Origin of the sequence: Rhizobium sp. BK312, from assembly GCF_014193605.1 — a bacterium.
Lineage (GTDB): Bacteria > Pseudomonadota > Alphaproteobacteria > Rhizobiales > Rhizobiaceae > Rhizobium.
In genome coordinates this window covers 530,382-545,927 of the sequence record NZ_JACHZP010000001.1, presented here as the reverse complement: position 1 = coordinate 545,927, position 15,546 = coordinate 530,382, and the positions used below count along the sequence as shown (strand labels likewise).

The window sequence follows — 15,546 nt, the reverse complement described above, 5'->3', positions numbered from 1 at the left end:
TGAAAGGCACCAGGATGAAGTCCGGTCAATTCAGGATATACCGCTCTCGCCTTGCCGGCATCGAGGCAGTTCGGGCCGAAACCGGCCATAGCTTCCCCAAGCATACACATGACCAGTTCGGCATCGGTGTCATCGAGGCCGGCGCGCAGAGGTCGCTGAGCGGGCGAGGGATGGTGCATGCCGAGGCCGGCGACGTCATCAGCGTCAACCCGAACGAGGTGCATGACGGCATGCCTATCGGCGAAAGCCGCGCATGGTCCATGCTCTATTTTGATCCCCGGCTGATCGGCGATCTGTTGCGCGATGTCGGCGAGGGCAGGTTCGGCGCGGTGGAATTTCCATCGCCTGTCATCCGCGGCGGCGAGATGGCCGGGCATTTCAAAACCCTGTTTTCGCTTCTGATCGAGGATGCGGCTGAGAATGTCCTCCTGCGGGATGAACTGCTTCTGTCGCTTATAGCCGATGTGATGCGCGAGGGGGCAGGCGCCTTGCGCGAAGATGCCATTCCCGCTGATATCAAAAGGGCACGGGAATTGATCGATGACGATCCCGCCGCTCCATTGACCCTCCCCGAACTGGCAGAACTATGCGGGCTGAGCCACTTCCGTTTCCTGCGTGCCTTCAGCAAGGCGACGGGACTGACGCCGCACGCCTACCTCATGCAGCGCCGCATTCACGAAGCGCGGCGGTTGATTGCGGCGGGCACGTCTCTCGCGGAAGCGGCCTTTGCCAGCGGTTTTTCCGATCAGAGCCATATGACGCGCCTCTTCGTCCGCAATTTCGGCGTTTCGCCGGGCGCCTATGCGGCAGCCACCGGCTGAAGCTTCCGCAATTTTATTCAAGACGGAAAGATGGTGCCGAGGTTTTCTGCTGCGACAAGCAGAGACCTACGAGGAGGCGTGATGTTTTTCCGACATTCGAACGAGATCTGGAGTGAGTTCCCTGAGTTGGTTCCCGGTGTGTTATCTGCCGAAGGGATCACCTCGACTGCCGATGTCGAGGGTCGGATCGCAAAATATCATGCGATCGCTACAGAGCGGTTGGCGAGACGTCCGGAAAGCGAGATGGCTGAAATCCAGGCCTGGCGGCGTGGTTTCTCCAAAATGGGATTGAAGCCGACGCAATATCGCTGCGCCTCCGAAGCGCTGCTGCGCCGATTTCGCCAGGAGGGGTCGTTGCCGCGGCTGCATCCGCTCGTCGATCTCTGCAATGCCATCTCGATCGCCTTCGCGATTCCCGTTGCCGTTTTCGATCTTTCGAAAATCTCCGGCAATATCGAAGTGCGGCATGCAAGCTGCAGCGAATCCTATTTGACCTTTTCCGGTGAGGTGGAGCATCCGGAGGCGAGGGAGGTGATCTTTGCAGATGCGGCTGGGCAGGCACATGCCCGCCGCTGGACCAATCGGCAGAGCGGCCTGTCCGCAATGCGTGACGACACACACTCGGTGCTTATCGTCGCGGAAGCGCTGCACGGTTCTGCGGCCAGCGATGTTCCCAAGCTGATCGATACGATCGCAGCGGAGCTGGCGGCGATATGGTCGATCGAGGTCAGGCAGGGTGTTCTCAGCTCGTCTTCACCGCGATTTGATCTATCGTCCGCGATGAATTTGCAGCTGCAGCAAAAACAAGATTGACAGGAGGCGCATCGAGGCAGAGCAGGGAGGTGTAGAAAATTCGATTGTTGAGAAGCAAGTCTGCGAGCGCTCCTGCCGGCAGACAAAAAGGCCCATGGATACATTGCAGACTCTAGGCCGGCCAAGCGTGCTCGGTCACCCCGGCTATCGTTCATTCGCTGCGTCGCGCGTCTTTTCTTCGATAGGCTTTCAGTCTGTCACGGTTGCCATGGGCTGGATGATCTACGATCAGACCCATAGCGCCTTTTTTCTCGGCCTCGTCGGCTTCTGCCAGTTTCTGCCGATGGTCATTCTGACCTTTATCGTCGGGCATGTCGCCGATCGCTTCGACCGCCGCCGCATCGGCCTTGCCTGCCAGCTGATCGAGGCGTTGACAGCGCTGGTTCTCGCGGTGGCCGTCTGGCAGCACTGGATAGGTCCCGCCGGCATTTTGGCTGCCGTTGCCGTCATGGGCGCAGCAACCGCCTTTGAACGTCCCACGATGGCAGCGCTTTTACCCAATATCGTGCCGTCTTCGTTGCTGCAGGTTGCCATTGCCACCTCCACTTCGATGATGCAGACGGCCTTCATCATCGGGCCTTCGCTGGGCGGTCTGCTTTATGGCGTCAGTCCCGTTGCTCCGTTTGCCATGTCGGCCGTGCTTTATATAATCGCGAGCGTCAACGTCATTTCGATCCGGGTCGAGCGGGAGCAACCGGCATCGCGCGAGCCGGTGACGCTGAACTCCGTTTTTGCCGGCGTTTCCTTTATCGCGAGCCGCCCGGTCATGCTGGGAACGATATCGCTCGATCTCTTCGCCGTGCTGCTTGGCGGAGCGACGGCGCTGCTGCCGATGTTCGCGCGCGATATCCTGCATGCCGGACCCTGGGGGCTCGGCCTCTTGCGTGCCGCGCCGGCGATCGGCGCGCTCGCCATGTCCATCTGGCTGGCACGTCGGCCGCTGCAGAGCGATGTCGGCAAGAAGATGCTGTTTGCCGTGCTCATCTTTGGGGTCGCCACTATCGTCTTTTCGCTCTCGAGCAACATCATCCTTTCGGTCGCGGCGCTCTTCGTCGTCGGAGCCTCGGATACCGTCAGCGTCGTCGTGCGCAGCTCGCTCGTGCAGCTTCTGACGCCTGATGCTATGCGCGGCCGCGTCAATGCCGTGAATTCGCTGTTCATCGGCACCTCCAATCAGCTCGGTGAATTCGAGTCCGGCATGCTTGCCACTGCACTTGGACCTGTCCTGACCGGCATCGTCGGCGGCGTCGGAACCATCGTCGTGGTGCTCCTCTGGATGCGCCTCTTTCCAGATCTGACCAGGGTGAAGACGCTCAGAGGTTAACGGCGTCCATCCTTGGATTGCTTTTCCGCGAGATTGATTAACCCGACGTCCCGCAGCAGATGTTGGTTTTCCTCCGGCAACATGTCTCGCTTTCGGCCACCTTCATTATGCGAGCGTCGTTCCGCGGCGCCTTGCCAGATCAGGAGTCGGACGACCCATGCTCTCCAGCTGTCAATATGAAGGATGTTCATCTATCTGTGACCTCGAAGTGCTTGGTCAGTAGATAGGTGCGCTTGGAATAGAGCGATGTATAATGAATCCTCAGGCTACAAAGCATGAGGGATTTTCATGGGAAAGAGGCCGTTGCCACCGCTCTCGGTGCTTCAGACATTCTGCGCCATTGCCGAGACCGGCGGTTTCGGCCGTGCTGCCGAGCGGATCGGGCAGACACAGACGGCGGTCAGCCACCAGCTTGCGCAGTTGGAAGGATGGATCGGCGGCCGTCTGTTCGATCGCGGCCGAAATGGAGCGCGGCTGACATCGTTGGGCGCCCGCCTGCACCCAGCAATCTCAGGCGTGATCGCCGAGCTGGAGGCGGCACTGTACCAAGCGCGCGCGAGTATTTCGGTTCGCGGCGTCGCGGTCTCCGTCTCGCCGGAGTTTTCCAGCCAGTGGCTGGCGGCGCGGCTGCCGGATTTTTGCCAGCGTCATCCGAACATCGAGGTGAAGCTGGCTGTCGGCTACCAGCGCCCGGATTTTCAGCCTCGAGGTACCGATCTCGCCATCTGGCTCGGCCGTGCCGACGCGGCTTTCACCCATGAAGAACTGCTGACGGACGAAGAGTTCGTCGTCAGTTCACCGGAACTGTCCAAACGACTGCCGCCGCGCTGGGCCATTAGAGCCGCTCCGCTTCTGCGCTATTCCGGCATGCGGCATACGATTCTTGATTGGCAGCGCTGGCACGAGCAGGTGATTGGCGAGAGCGGCGGTGAGGACGGCGTGCGTTTCGATATCGCACGGGCTGTGGAGGAGGCGCCTCTCTTCGATTCCTTTGCCGAGATGCTGGAGGCTTGCCGACAGGGCCGCGGCTTTGCTCTCGTGCGAAGCTCGCTGGTGGCACGCGATCTCGCCGAGAAAAAGTTGGTGAGATGCTTTGTCGAGGTGCAGCCGGCTGCCGTCAGCTATAGCCTGGTCTATCCGCCGGCCGCCTTGCTGAACCCGGCTGCGGCCCTGTTCCGCAACTGGTTGCTCGCGCAGGTTCGTTTGCCGGACTAGTGGGAGATGGCCTGTTAATCGCGCAGCCGAATGAGGCCAGCCTGAGTGGGAGCAAAACCGAGCCCTCGATAAAAGCTGCTGAGATGCGGCTCGAAATCGACATGCAGCCATTCCGCGCCACGTTCGTTGGCCAGGGTTTTCGCCCGCTCGACGAGAGCGCTTGCGATGCCTCTGCGCCGAAATTCCGGATCGACGCAGGTATCGAGAATAAAGGCATGAATGCCGCCGTCCCAGGCGACATTGACGAAGCCGACCAGTCTCGTGCCAGCGAATGCGCCGACATGGGCGAGATTTCGGGAAAGGATGGGCTGGAAGTCCCGTGGGTGGGGAGTGTTCCAGGCGGTCGCCCACAGGGCATTGAGCGCCTCGTTTCCCAGATCCGGATTATCTCTGTATTCTATAGCCATTGGCATTTCTCCCGCGTGTTACTTCGGCGCATTCATTCCGACCGCTCGGAAGCGTGCGGAATATATCTGCTGCCGATGTCGGATCCGGTTGTGGTCGATCGTCCTTTGAAGGTGAACATAGAACCGAGGAGGCTGAAATGTCCTATGTCGATGGTTTCATCGTCGCTGTGCCGAAAGACAAGATCGAGGCTTACAAGGTGCTGGCGCAAAGAGCCGGGGCGGTCTGGCGTGAATATGGCGCACTCAGCTACGTCGAGGCCATAGGCGACGATGTTCCCTATGGCGAACTCACCTCTTTTCCGCGTGCCGTTCAGGCAACGGAAGACGAGGTCGTGGTGTTTTCGTGGATCACCTATGAATCACGGGAAAGCCGCGATTCGATATTGGCCAAGGTCATGGCCGATCCCCGGTTGAAGGATGAGATGGAAAACATGCCCTTTGACGGCAAGCGCTTGATCTATGGCGGCTTCAAGGTCGCCATAAAGCTTTAGTCCGAGCAGAGGCCGGACTTGACATCCGGCCACTGCGCCCGACCTGATGCGCATCGCTATCGTCATGTTCGGGGATGCCATGCCACAAACCGTTGTCACGCTCTCGACCCATGGTCAGGGGCTCTATGAATTTACCGATCAAGTGGCGAAATTCGTCCGCTCAGTAGCGGCAGGCGGTGAGGGGCTTCTGACCGCTTTCGTACGCCACACCTCCTGTTCCCTTCTGGTTCAGGAAAATGCCGATCCCGATGTGAAGACCGATCTCAAGGCCTTCTTCAGCCGGCTCGTGCCGCCATCCTCAGATCCGTCGATGCGCTGGATCGTGCACACGATGGAGGGGCCGGACGATATGCCGGCGCATATCAAGGCTGCGCTGATGCAGGTTTCCATCGGCATTCCGGTGATGAACGGTCGGCTGGCGCTCGGCACCTGGCAGGGGATCTATCTTTTCGAGCATCGCGACCGACCACATCGCCGCGAGATCGTGCTGCATTTTTCCGCCTGAGCTTCATCCGCCGCTGCGTCAATCAGTTGTTAACCGTCGTGAATACAATCTGAACGGCCAATTCGTGTTCGGTTCAGCTTGGCTGACCTAACGTGGCCCCAATCCCAAGGGCGTTCACCAATGAGCGACCAATAAGGGGATTGCAACGATCCGCAGCAAGGATTTGAAGGAGAAACACCATGACCAATCTTTTCGCCAAGGCAGGTATTGCAGCTCTCATGGCATTCGGCGCCATGTCCGCCACCACCATGACGGCATCGGCCAACGACTTCCATCCTGGCATCCAGCAGGCTCGCTATGATCACCCGCGCGGCCGCATGTGCTCGCCCCGTCTTGCTGTTGAGAAAGCACGCGACATGGGCCTGCGCCGCGCTCGCATCGACAATATCACGCCGCGCCGCGTCGTGGTCGAAGGCTTCGGCCGCCGTGGCCCGGATCGCGTTGTGTTCGCTAATGCGCCGGGTTGCCCGTTGATCCGCCGCTGATTGCTGCGTACCGAGGTTTTCCACATCTATGTGATGAATTTGAAGCCGTCTCCAAAAGAGAGGCGGCTTTATTTTAGCTCTATGCTACTATCGGCCCTCTGGTTTCCCCTTAGCGTTCATTGTAGCTGAATAATGGATGAATGGCTGATTCCGAGCTTATTCAGCATCATGCCTTTACCTCTCGGGCACTCGTTCAGCACTTCTCGCTGGCGTGAGAGAGGCCTTCTGCTTCACGGAGAACACAATGAGACAAATGCTGGCAAAGTTGGGGGTCGCTGTCTGTGTCGCAGTGACTGCATTGTCGGGCACTGCGGATTTTGCCTCTGCACAGGGCGTGGATATTTATGTGAACCCGGGCCGCCATCGCCCGCCACCGCCGGATTATGATCGTCCGCCGCCGCGTTTTGACCGCCGTGGCTGCGATCCGCGCCAGGCCGTGGATGTTGCACGCAGTTATGGTCTGCGCCGCGCTCGGGTCGTGGATGTGACGCCGCGCCGTGTCATCGTTGACGGCTTCGGCCGCCGCGGTCCGGATACGATGATGTTTGCCAATGTTCGCGGCTGCCCGCTTCTGGGCCGCTGACAATCAAAACGGGCGCATAGAGCGCCCGTTTTCGTTCTCTGACCTTTTCGCCTTTGGCGGGGGCCGCGGAACCGCCCTTTGCGCGATCCGATGGGATCTGAGCGAAGGGCGGTTTTGTTTTGTCTACTGCTGGATCGCGTAAGTGATGCTCACCGATGCGTTGTATTCGTTCTCGCCGGTTGCGACAGGGACGGCCTTGTCCATCGGTGCGGATGCAGCCATGGCGCGCATATAGGGCTGAGGCGGTGCAGCAACGACGCCGTCATGAATGGCGATGATACGGCCGAGTTTGACACCGGCGGCATCCGTCAGGGTCTTTGCCTTGGCGGCGGCATCGGCGACCGCCTTCTTGCGTGCTTCTTCGAGTACGGCATCCGGCTTGTCGTTGGTGAACTGGATATCGCCGCCCTGGTTGATGCCGAGCTTAACCGCCTGGTCAAGCAATCCGCCCAGCTTGGAGAGATCGCGCACGCGAACGGTCAGGCCGTTCGTTACCTGATAGCCGTTCAGAACCGGCGGCTGGTTGTGGCCGTCCTTGTCGTTGGGGTAGGTATATTGCGGCTGAATGGAAAAGCCGGAGGTCTGCAGATCGCGCTCGGCAATGCCGCTTTCCTTCAGCGTTGCCAGCACGGCACCCATGGCCTTGTTGTTCTGATCGAGAGCGTCCTGGGCTGCCTTGGCCTGTTGAACGACCGTCAGCGTCACCACAGCCATATCCGGCGCGATCGCCGCATGTCCCTCGCCGGTGACGGTGATAACGGCCTCGCGCGGCTTGCCATCTTCGGCAAAGGCAGCAGCCGCCGGCACGAAAAAAGTGGCGCTGACAAGAGCAGCAAGAGCAAAATCTCTGGTTTTCGTCAGAAGCATGGTTCGTTCCTTGGTTGATGATCCCTCAAGATGAGCTTTTGCGGATTCATTGTGAAGGTATTACGGCAGTCCCTTGTCGGAAAAGAGAAATTGGGTTAGAGCCAAGTCGGCTTCGGAGAACCATTGCTCCGGAATCGCAAGCGCAACGTCTTTTGCTGCGCCCGGGCCTGTAGCTCAATGGTTAGAGCCGGCGGCTCATAACCGCTTGGTTGGGGGTTCGAGTCCCTCCGGGCCCACCAGTCATTTTTTAACCAATTCATTTTGTTTCATTTTCGGCAACATTCCCCTCGCCAGATTCACATGGAGGGGCAAGTTCGTTCGCCAACTGTTCAGAGACGATGCGAGAAGCCTTCACTCCAAGGCGAGCTCTATCAGCCCCCTTGGTGTAAACTTCCGCCTGTTTAGAGTTGGTCCAGCCGAATTGGCTCATCAGTTCGTAGGCAGTCGCCCCACCACTGGCGGCCATCGTTGCTGCCAACTTCCTTAGCCCGTGAGTTTTTTCAATCCTCGCTTTTCTCGCGGCGTCCCCAAACCAATTACCAAATCCTGGAACAGAAAACGGCTTTCCATATTCCGTAACAAGAAAATGAAGATCGCCAGTCTTGGTGGCGTCGATGATGTCTACGTTCGATCTACCTCAGGGAGGGTTGCCAAGATCTACGGCTAGGAGGCTTCAGCGTTCAAAATCCTGCCTTTTTGAGACCTTCTCGATACAGGTCCTTGTGCCATCGCTCCTTCACGGGGACGAGCGATAGCCATTCATCGACGTCGAAAGCAGGATTGTTCTCGCGGACGCGACGAACGAGTGCGCGGGCTTCATCCTGATTGCCGAGCATTGCCCAGCTCGCTGCGGCAAGCCCGTCCGCTTGCCTTGGATCGATCATTCGGCCGATATAATCGAGTACGGTCTGGAACTGGTTCAGGGCATAATTCGCTCGGGCGGCGATCCAGAGATAGACATCCGGATTTATGGGATTGAGATCCATGGCCCGCTGGATTTTTTCGAGAGCCAGGCCGGGCCGGGAAAAGTGGACCAGAGTGTCAGCATGGTCGGCAATAATATCGGCGTTATGCGGACTGAGGGTCTCCGCTATTTCCAACGCTTCTACGCTGCTGTCGATAGAACCCAGAAAAAGCTTGGCGACGCCCAGCTCGCGATAGCCGTCCGACAAATCGTTGCGAACCGAGATGGCGCGTTCGGCAAAATCTTCGGCCGACTTCAGCAGTTGGTGCTCGCCGCGCGGGGTTAACCGCCATTCCTTGGAATAGGTGCGGGCAAGGGAGCCGAGGGCCGGTACAAAATCGGCGCTATGGCGCAGCGCGGCTTTCAGCTCCTTGCGGGCGTGTGTCAGGTTGGGCAGGGTAGGGCGATCGAGATATTGCAGCCCGACAAGGTATCGGTGATACGCGACAGGGTTTGGCTCAAAATATATGCGCGCCAATTCATGATGCTCGACCTTCGCGACAACGATGCGCACGACCTCCTGCGAGATTTCGCGCTTGTAGCGCGCAAGATCCGGTTTAGCGAAGGAGAAGTGCTCCGCCCACAGAATCTTGCTGCCTGGCAATGAGATGAGCTGCGTAAAGAGCGTGGGATCTTCCCTCGGCCCGATTAATCGGCTCTCCAAGACGTAATTGATGTCGTATCGCTCGAAAAGCGTGGTTTGATCGCCGCTTTGGCGTCCGATCTGAGCAGCGGAATAGGGGGCGATCACTCTCAGGCTATGCAGTGCGCCAAAGCCAAGGGTGATATCTTCGATCAGGGAGGACGCGAGCATGGTTGCCATGTCATCGGTACTGCCGCTGGCGGGCGGCAGCAATGCGAGACGTGGAATGCGCGAGATCGTCCGCAAAGGGATATCCTGTTCGGATATGGCGGTCGAATGCGGCGCAGCGGCCGATATTGATGAGCGAGAGGATGCCCGAAGGAGCGCCGGCCATGATGAGGCGAGATCCTTACGTTGCGTAAATATGCGTTTGAGTTGTTCCAGACCGCCCTCGGCATCGAAAGCCTTCAATAATATACGATGCGTTGCAATGTCCTGCGGCTCGGCTTCGAAAAGAAGGAGAGCCGCCTCCTTGATGAGTGCGGCATCGCTGGTCGCTATCGGAAGCTTCACCGCCGCATCCAGTGTTTCCTTCAAGATCGCAAAGTGGCGCTTTCTTTCGCCCTCTCGCCAGTCGATGAAGGCTCTGGTCTGACAGTTGGCCCGCTCCATGAACTTTGATTGCAAGGCCTCGATCAAGCGAGCAACGCTCTTTATCGAATCCTTGGACGTGTCTGCGTCGGCCGGGAAGATGTCGCTTTTGAGCGAGCCGGTTACCAGGTAAATATCTGTATCGTCGAAGGTCAGAAATTCGGTGTTCAATTCCGATTGGCGGCTCTTGATACGAGAGACCAGCTTGCGAAGATTTGTCAGCGAATTCGCCAAGTCGCCATCGCCCCAGAGAAATCTCGCCATATTTGTTCTGCTGACGGATTTTCTATCGCTCGTGAGCAGATAGGCAATAATCAGAAGCGCCTTCTTGGGGAACTTTATTTGATGTTCGCCGTCATCCAGAAGAGCGATTTCACCAAAAGTTCTGAGTAAAAATTTCATCGCGCCTTCTATATTGCTTCAGATATATAACCGCGGCCGTCTTTCGCGCTCCATCTGGATAAACGGCGAAATGACAGTGGAATCGATTATATATTCCTGATGCAATGCACAAATATTTGCAAATGAACTATTCTCGAGCTTTAATTTCGAAAGTTATTGTTGCACAAAAGCTCAGTTTTCCGACATTCATTCGACGTCTGGCGAGCTCGTTTCCGATGCAGGTCCGTTAAGAAAACAGTCCTGATTGGTTAAATTCCATCTTCCCCGCAACTACTGGCGGTCGGAAAATTCATGACCAACGCGGTGTTAGAGAAGCTCCCGGCCTCCAGATACTTCCCCGCCACAGAAATGGTAACTTCAATTAGGGTCAGGATTTTATTGCCCCTATCGGTCCATTCGCCAACAGAGCCCACGGCTTATACTTTGGTATAATGGCGGTGCACCATCGCCTGATTGACCGCTCTTCGCGGCTGTGACACTACGGCCATGTCTTCGCGACGTCAGGCGAAGGCTTACGAAACCAACAGATCAAGAAACTAATGGACAGCTACCCTAGTCGCTATCCGGTTGTGGCGTCATGCTGCATCCGGACGGTCATCGCAACAACCTGGACCGCTGCCGGCATTCGCCGGGCGAGCGTCGGTCGGGCCTAGCCTGTCCGGCTCGCCCTTCGGATCTGCCGTCAGGCGGGCCGATGAGGTGAGCCATGAACAACATCGTTCTTTTCCGCGGACGCAGGTTCGCAACCAAGTTTTCAGCCCCGAACGCTTTTGCCGTTTCGACCGGCAGCCGTCCGGCCGAACGTTCCGTATCGCCGCAGCGTCCGCCGCTGATCGCCATTTGGCACATCAATTCCCATACCGGGAAGCTTGAGTGCTTTTGGACGACGGAAAGCGGGCCTTCCCTTGATGAGGATGGCAGCCGTCGCGCGGCCTAAACCGTTCCTTCTGAAAGAAGTACCTGTGGCGTCGCTATGCGGCGCCTACGTCGCGCCCTGGCTAAAAATTCCTGTTTTCAAAGGGTTATCACATGGTTTTCCTTGCTAACGATCGACGCGGGCGCAGTGCCGTTGCCGCGTTGGCGGGTGCCCGTATCCTGCCGAATGGCTATGATCTCGCCGCATTCGCTTTCATTGCCGCTGCCGCCTATCTCGCACTTCATGGTATTGCCGAGATGCGTGCGCCACTGGCCGGTCTGTCCACGGCACCGCTGTCGCTCGACCCGGCCTATCTGCCCGAATATGCCCTGCGCACGACTTTGCGGATGATGGCGGCCATCATCGCCTCCCTCATTTTCACCTTCGTCGTCGCGACGCTTGCCGCAAAGAGCCGCCGCGCCGAGAAGATCATCATTCCGGCCCTCGACATTCTGCAATCGGTGCCGGTGCTCGGCTTTCTGACCTTCACGGTGACCTTCTTCATGGGGCTTTTCCCCGGAAGTCAGCTCGGCGCGGAATGTGCGTCGATCTTCGCGATCTTCACCAGCCAGGCATGGAATATGGCTTTCTCTTTCTATCAGTCGCTGCGGACGGTTCCGCGTGACCTCGATGAGGTCAGCCGTGGATTTCGCCTGTCGAGCTGGCAACGTTTCTGGCGGCTGGAGGCTCCCTTTGCCGCCCCCGGACTCGTCTGGAACACGATGATGTCGATGTCCGGCGGCTGGTTCTTCGTGGTTGCATCCGAAGCGATCACGGTGGGTAACACCACCGTGCAGCTTCCAGGTCTGGGTTCGTGGCTGGCGGTTGCGATCGACAAGCAGGATTTCACCGCCGTAGGCTGGGCCGTACTTGCCATGGCAGTCGTCGTCCTTCTTTACGATCAACTGCTTTTCCGCCCCATCGTCGCCTGGGCAGACAAGTTCCGCTTCGAACAGACCGCCGGGCAGCAGAGGCCGCGCTCCTGGGTTTATTCGCTGATCCGTCGCACGCGCTTCCTGAAATATGTCAGCACGCCTTTGGCTGTCGTGTGGGGCCGGCTGATGCTCCTGCGGCTGTTGCCGGCCTCGCGTGCCGCCGCAGAGGAGCGCAGCCGGCAGCGAACCATCAGCTGGGCGATCGATATCGCCTGGTATGTGCTGATCGGCGTCATTGGTGCCTGGAGTATCGGGGATGCGGTTTCCTATCTCAGCCAGACGCTCTCCTGGAGCGATGTCTGGATCGCTTTTGCCGGTGGGTTCGTGACGCTCATTCGCGTTGTCGTTCTCATTGCAGTCGCCAGCGTCATCTGGGTTCCTATCGGCGTCTGGATCGGCTTGCGTCCAGCTGTTGCCGAGCGCGCCCAACCCCTGGCGCAGTTCCTGGCGGCCTTTCCGGCCAACGTGCTCTTTCCCGTTGCAGTGGTTGCGATCGTTGCGACGGGCGCCAGCCCGAACATCTGGCTGTCGCCGCTGATGGTCCTCGGCACGCAATGGTACATCCTGTTCAACGTGATTGCCGGCGCGAGTGCATTCCCTACCGATCTGCGGGAGGTATCCTCGGTCTACCGGCTGCGCTCATGGACCTGGTGGCGACGCGTGATGCTGCCGGGAATATTCCCTTACTACGTCACGGGAGCACTGACGGCGTCCGGCGGTTCATGGAACGCGAGCATCGTCGCTGAACTGGCGAGCTGGGGCAACACAAAACTCGAAGCCTTCGGACTTGGATCATACATCGCGAAGGCGACTGAGGCGGGCGATTTTCCGCGTGTCATCCTTGGTATCGTCGTCATGTCGATCTTCGTGACGCTCTTCAACAGAACGCTCTGGCGGCCACTCTACGTCTTCGCCGAACGCCGCATGCGCCTCGATTAATTCAAGATCGGAGAACCGAATATGGAAAACGCTGTCATCTCCAGGAAGCTCGATATTGTAAAAAATGCACCGCTAGTTCTCGCCAAGCAGGTGTGCCAGGCCTACGACAAGGGGGCGTCCGGCTCGCTCGTCGTGCTCGAGAATGTCGATCTGCAGCTTTATCCCAATGAAATCGTTGGGCTGCTCGGCCGTTCCGGTTCCGGCAAATCAACGCTGCTGCGTGCAATCGCCGGCCTGATCCGCCCGAGCAAAGGGGACATCACCTTCCAAGGCAGGCCGGTCGTCGGCCCCAACTCCGATGTTGCCGTGGTCTTCCAGAGCTTTGCGCTCTTTCCCTGGCTGACCGTCTTGCAAAACGTCGAGCTTGGCTTGGAGGCGCAAGGTGTTGCCTCTTCTGAGAGGCGCAAGCGTGCGCTCGCGGCCATCGATCTCATCGGCCTAGACGGTTTCGAAAGCGCCTATCCGAAGGAGCTGTCGGGCGGCATGCGCCAGCGCGTCGGTCTTGCACGGGCACTCGTTGTCCGGCCGAAGGTTCTGCTGATGGACGAACCATTTTCGGCGCTTGACGTGCTGACGGCAGAAACGCTTCGCACGGATCTGCTTGATCTGTGGTGCGAGGGCCGGATGCCGATCGAGTCGGTTCTCATGGTGACACACAATATCGAAGAAGCGGTGCTGATGTGCGACCGTATCCTGATCTTCGGGTCGAATCCCGGTCGCGTGATTGCGGAGATCCATGTGGATTTGCCGCAGCCGCGCAATCGTCTCGATCCGGCCTTCCGCATGCTCGTCGAAGACATCTACGCGCGGATGACGGTAAAGACCGGTGCACTGACGCGCGAAGGCCTTTTCCCTGGCACGGGTATTGCGATGGCTCTGCCGCGCGTGTCGACCAATCTGATGTCCGGTCTCATCGAAACCGTCGCCGCTGAGCCCTATCGCGGGCAGGCCGACCTGCCGCCGCTGGCGGCCCATCTGCATCTCGATATCGATGATCTCTTTCCGGTCGCGGAAACGCTTCAGCTCCTGCGTTTCGCTGATCTGGAAGGAGGCGACATTAAGTTGACGGCGCCGGGCTTGCGTTTCTTCGACAGCGACGTCGATGAACGCAAGAAACTCTTCGAACAGCACCTGGCGACCTATGTGCCGTTGGCTGCACATATTCGCCGTGTGCTCGACGAGCGGCCGACTCACCGCGCACCTGCACGGCGCTTCCGCGATGAGCTGGAGGATCACATGTCCGAGGATTATGCCGACACCACCATCAAGGCCGTCACGAACTGGGCTCGCTATGCGGAATACTTCGCCTATGACGAAAACGCCGATCTGTTCACGCTGGAAAACCCGAGTTGAAACCCCGCTGGAACGAACGCGAGAGGGCGCCGCCGGTTGAGGCGGCGATCAGCTCATGGCGTTCCAGGATTTGACAGGCCGCCTAGCAAGACTTAGCGCATCAGATCCGGCGGGTCGCCAGCTTTGGCGGCGCCGGAGAACGCGGTTGTTGTTTTGATGCTTCGGTTCGGGCAGTTTGCAGCTTCCGCACGCAATCTTGCGGAAGCCGTGATGCAGGGATGCCAGAGATGAGGCGCGAGTTTTTGAAATACCTCTTCGAGATGCCCTTGCTTTGGCTCGGCATTGCAGTCCTTGCCGGTCTCATTTTCATCGGCGATACGATCACCGATCTGGAGATCGCCTTCGCCGTTTTGTATGTATCGGTCATCTTGCTGGCGGTCTATTCGGGGCGGACCGGCGCTATCGCGATAGTCGGGATTGCATGTGCTGCTTTGACTGTCATCAGCTATTTTCTGACGCGTCACGGCGCTTCGCAGGCAGGCCTGATCAACAGTACACTTAGCCTAGTCGCGATCGGCGCGACCACTTATCTGGCTATCAGGATCGAAATGCTTGATGCCAGGGCGAGGCAGGCGCAATCCGAGCTTGCACGCATGTCGCGTCTCATGATCGTCGGTGAGTTGGGCACATCGATAGCCCACGAAGTCAGCCAGCCGATCACCGCAATTGCCGCTAACGGCAATGCCGCGCTTCGATGGCTGTCCGCAACACCGGCCGATCACGACGAAGCCCGTCGCGCCATCGAGCGAATTGTCGCGGATGCGGGGCGAGCAGGCGATGTCATCGGCCGCGTCCGCGGGCTCGTGGCGCGCTCTTCGCCATCTAGCGACACGATCGATCTCGTCGAGGCTATCAATGATGTACTGGAACTCGTGCGCAGCGAGATTCGACGGAATAAAATCCTGTTCCGCTCGGAATTGGTGAGCGATCTGCCATTGATGGCCGGCGACCGGGTCCAGCTGCAGCAGGTGATCCTCAATCTCGTCATGAATGCGATCGAAGCTCTGGCGGAGGTCGATGCGGAAACGCGCGAGCTGCTTGTCAGCGCTGCCGCGGACGAACGGAAGGTGACCGTCAGCGTGCGCGATACCGGCAGCGGCATCCCGGCCGAAAGGCTCGACAGGATATTCGATGCCTTCTACACGACTAAGCCGAAGGGCATGGGGATGGGGCTTGCCATTAGCCGATCCATTATCGAGGCGCATGGCGGGACCATCTATGCCGCGCCGAATTTTCCACGCGGAGCCGTCGTCGGTTTCACCTTGCCGCTGAACGGAAGGGCAAAGGGGTAG

The 15,546-nt window shown here is 58.6% G+C and carries 17 protein-coding genes and 1 tRNA gene; 14 read left to right on the top strand and 4 right to left on the bottom strand.

The window, feature by feature from the left end:
* The first annotated feature begins 14 nt into the window (after window positions 1-14).
* The 4 genes from FHT85_RS02650 (at window position 15) to FHT85_RS02635 (ending at window position 4,173) form a co-directional block, all read left to right on the top strand.
* Window positions 15-821 (top strand): AraC family transcriptional regulator, encoded by an 807-nt coding sequence (locus FHT85_RS02650; protein ID WP_112411631.1) that lies wholly within the window; start codon window positions 15-17, stop codon window positions 819-821.
* An 81-nt stretch (window positions 822-902) separates the two neighbouring features.
* A complete protein-coding gene (locus tag FHT85_RS02645; protein ID WP_112399045.1) occupies window positions 903-1,634 on the top strand; it encodes a B3/4 domain-containing protein in 732 nt (243 codons plus the stop codon).
* A 94-nt stretch (window positions 1,635-1,728) separates the two neighbouring features.
* Window positions 1,729-2,958: an MFS transporter gene (locus tag FHT85_RS02640; protein ID WP_112411632.1), complete on the top strand. Its 1,230-nt coding sequence runs from the start codon at window positions 1,729-1,731 to the stop codon at window positions 2,956-2,958.
* A gap of 288 nt (window positions 2,959-3,246) precedes the next feature.
* Complete coding sequence (locus FHT85_RS02635) at window positions 3,247-4,173, top strand: LysR substrate-binding domain-containing protein (protein WP_112411634.1); 927 nt, start codon at window positions 3,247-3,249, stop codon at window positions 4,171-4,173.
* Window positions 4,174-4,187: 14 nt separating this feature from the next.
* On the opposite strand, the gene FHT85_RS02630 is transcribed toward FHT85_RS02635, so the two are convergent.
* On the bottom strand, window positions 4,188-4,580 hold the full coding sequence (locus tag FHT85_RS02630) for a GNAT family N-acetyltransferase (protein ID WP_409527316.1): 393 nt from the start codon (window positions 4,578-4,580) through the stop codon (window positions 4,188-4,190).
* A gap of 137 nt (window positions 4,581-4,717) precedes the next feature.
* Between FHT85_RS02630 and FHT85_RS02625 the strand changes: the two genes are divergently transcribed.
* The 4 genes from FHT85_RS02625 to FHT85_RS02610 all read left to right on the top strand — a co-directional run bounded on the left by FHT85_RS02625 (window position 4,718) and on the right by FHT85_RS02610 (window position 6,644).
* Window positions 4,718-5,071 carry a DUF1428 domain-containing protein gene (locus tag FHT85_RS02625; RefSeq protein ID WP_112411636.1) on the top strand — a complete coding sequence of 118 codons (354 nt, stop codon included), beginning with the start codon at window positions 4,718-4,720 and terminating at the stop codon, window positions 5,069-5,071.
* A gap of 79 nt (window positions 5,072-5,150) precedes the next feature.
* Window positions 5,151-5,576 (top strand): secondary thiamine-phosphate synthase enzyme YjbQ, encoded by a 426-nt coding sequence (locus FHT85_RS02620; protein WP_112411750.1) that lies wholly within the window; start codon window positions 5,151-5,153, stop codon window positions 5,574-5,576.
* A gap of 179 nt (window positions 5,577-5,755) precedes the next feature.
* On the top strand, window positions 5,756-6,061 hold the full coding sequence (locus FHT85_RS02615) for a hypothetical protein (RefSeq protein WP_112411637.1): 306 nt from the start codon (window positions 5,756-5,758) through the stop codon (window positions 6,059-6,061).
* A gap of 244 nt (window positions 6,062-6,305) precedes the next feature.
* On the top strand, window positions 6,306-6,644 hold the full coding sequence (locus tag FHT85_RS02610) for a hypothetical protein (protein ID WP_112334374.1): 339 nt from the start codon (window positions 6,306-6,308) through the stop codon (window positions 6,642-6,644).
* A 123-nt stretch (window positions 6,645-6,767) separates the two neighbouring features.
* On the opposite strand, the gene FHT85_RS02605 is transcribed toward FHT85_RS02610, so the two are convergent.
* Complete coding sequence (locus FHT85_RS02605) at window positions 6,768-7,511, bottom strand: SIMPL domain-containing protein (RefSeq protein ID WP_112411638.1); 744 nt, start codon at window positions 7,509-7,511, stop codon at window positions 6,768-6,770.
* Between the two features lie 163 nt (window positions 7,512-7,674).
* On the opposite strand from FHT85_RS02605, the gene FHT85_RS02600 reads away from it, so the two are divergent.
* Window positions 7,675-7,750: transfer RNA gene (locus FHT85_RS02600), tRNA-Ile, on the top strand.
* A 17-nt stretch (window positions 7,751-7,767) separates the two neighbouring features.
* Here FHT85_RS02600 and FHT85_RS02595 read toward each other — a convergent pair.
* Window positions 7,768-7,977 carry a hypothetical protein gene (locus FHT85_RS02595; protein ID WP_183773951.1) on the bottom strand — a complete coding sequence of 70 codons (210 nt, stop codon included), beginning with the start codon at window positions 7,975-7,977 and terminating at the stop codon, window positions 7,768-7,770.
* A 214-nt stretch (window positions 7,978-8,191) separates the two neighbouring features.
* Window positions 8,192-9,331 (bottom strand): hypothetical protein, encoded by a 1,140-nt coding sequence (locus FHT85_RS30390; RefSeq protein WP_246779865.1) that lies wholly within the window; start codon window positions 9,329-9,331, stop codon window positions 8,192-8,194.
* A gap of 408 nt (window positions 9,332-9,739) precedes the next feature.
* On the opposite strand from FHT85_RS30390, the gene FHT85_RS30385 reads away from it, so the two are divergent.
* The 5 genes from FHT85_RS30385 to FHT85_RS02570 all read left to right on the top strand — a co-directional run bounded on the left by FHT85_RS30385 (window position 9,740) and on the right by FHT85_RS02570 (window position 15,546).
* On the top strand, window positions 9,740-10,102 hold the full coding sequence (locus FHT85_RS30385; RefSeq protein WP_246779864.1) for a hypothetical protein: 363 nt from the start codon (window positions 9,740-9,742) through the stop codon (window positions 10,100-10,102).
* 715 nt (window positions 10,103-10,817) lie between these two features.
* Window positions 10,818-11,048, top strand: a complete 231-nt coding sequence (locus FHT85_RS02585) for a hypothetical protein (RefSeq protein ID WP_112411641.1) — start codon at window positions 10,818-10,820, stop codon at window positions 11,046-11,048.
* Between the two features lie 92 nt (window positions 11,049-11,140).
* A complete protein-coding gene (locus tag FHT85_RS02580) occupies window positions 11,141-12,901 on the top strand; it encodes an ABC transporter permease (RefSeq protein ID WP_112411642.1) in 1,761 nt (586 codons plus the stop codon).
* A gap of 21 nt (window positions 12,902-12,922) precedes the next feature.
* Window positions 12,923-14,254, top strand: a complete 1,332-nt coding sequence (locus FHT85_RS02575; protein WP_112411643.1) for an AAA-associated domain-containing protein — start codon at window positions 12,923-12,925, stop codon at window positions 14,252-14,254.
* A 227-nt stretch (window positions 14,255-14,481) separates the two neighbouring features.
* Window positions 14,482-15,546, top strand: coding sequence for a sensor histidine kinase (locus FHT85_RS02570; RefSeq protein ID WP_112411644.1), 1,065 nt, complete (start codon window positions 14,482-14,484; stop codon window positions 15,544-15,546).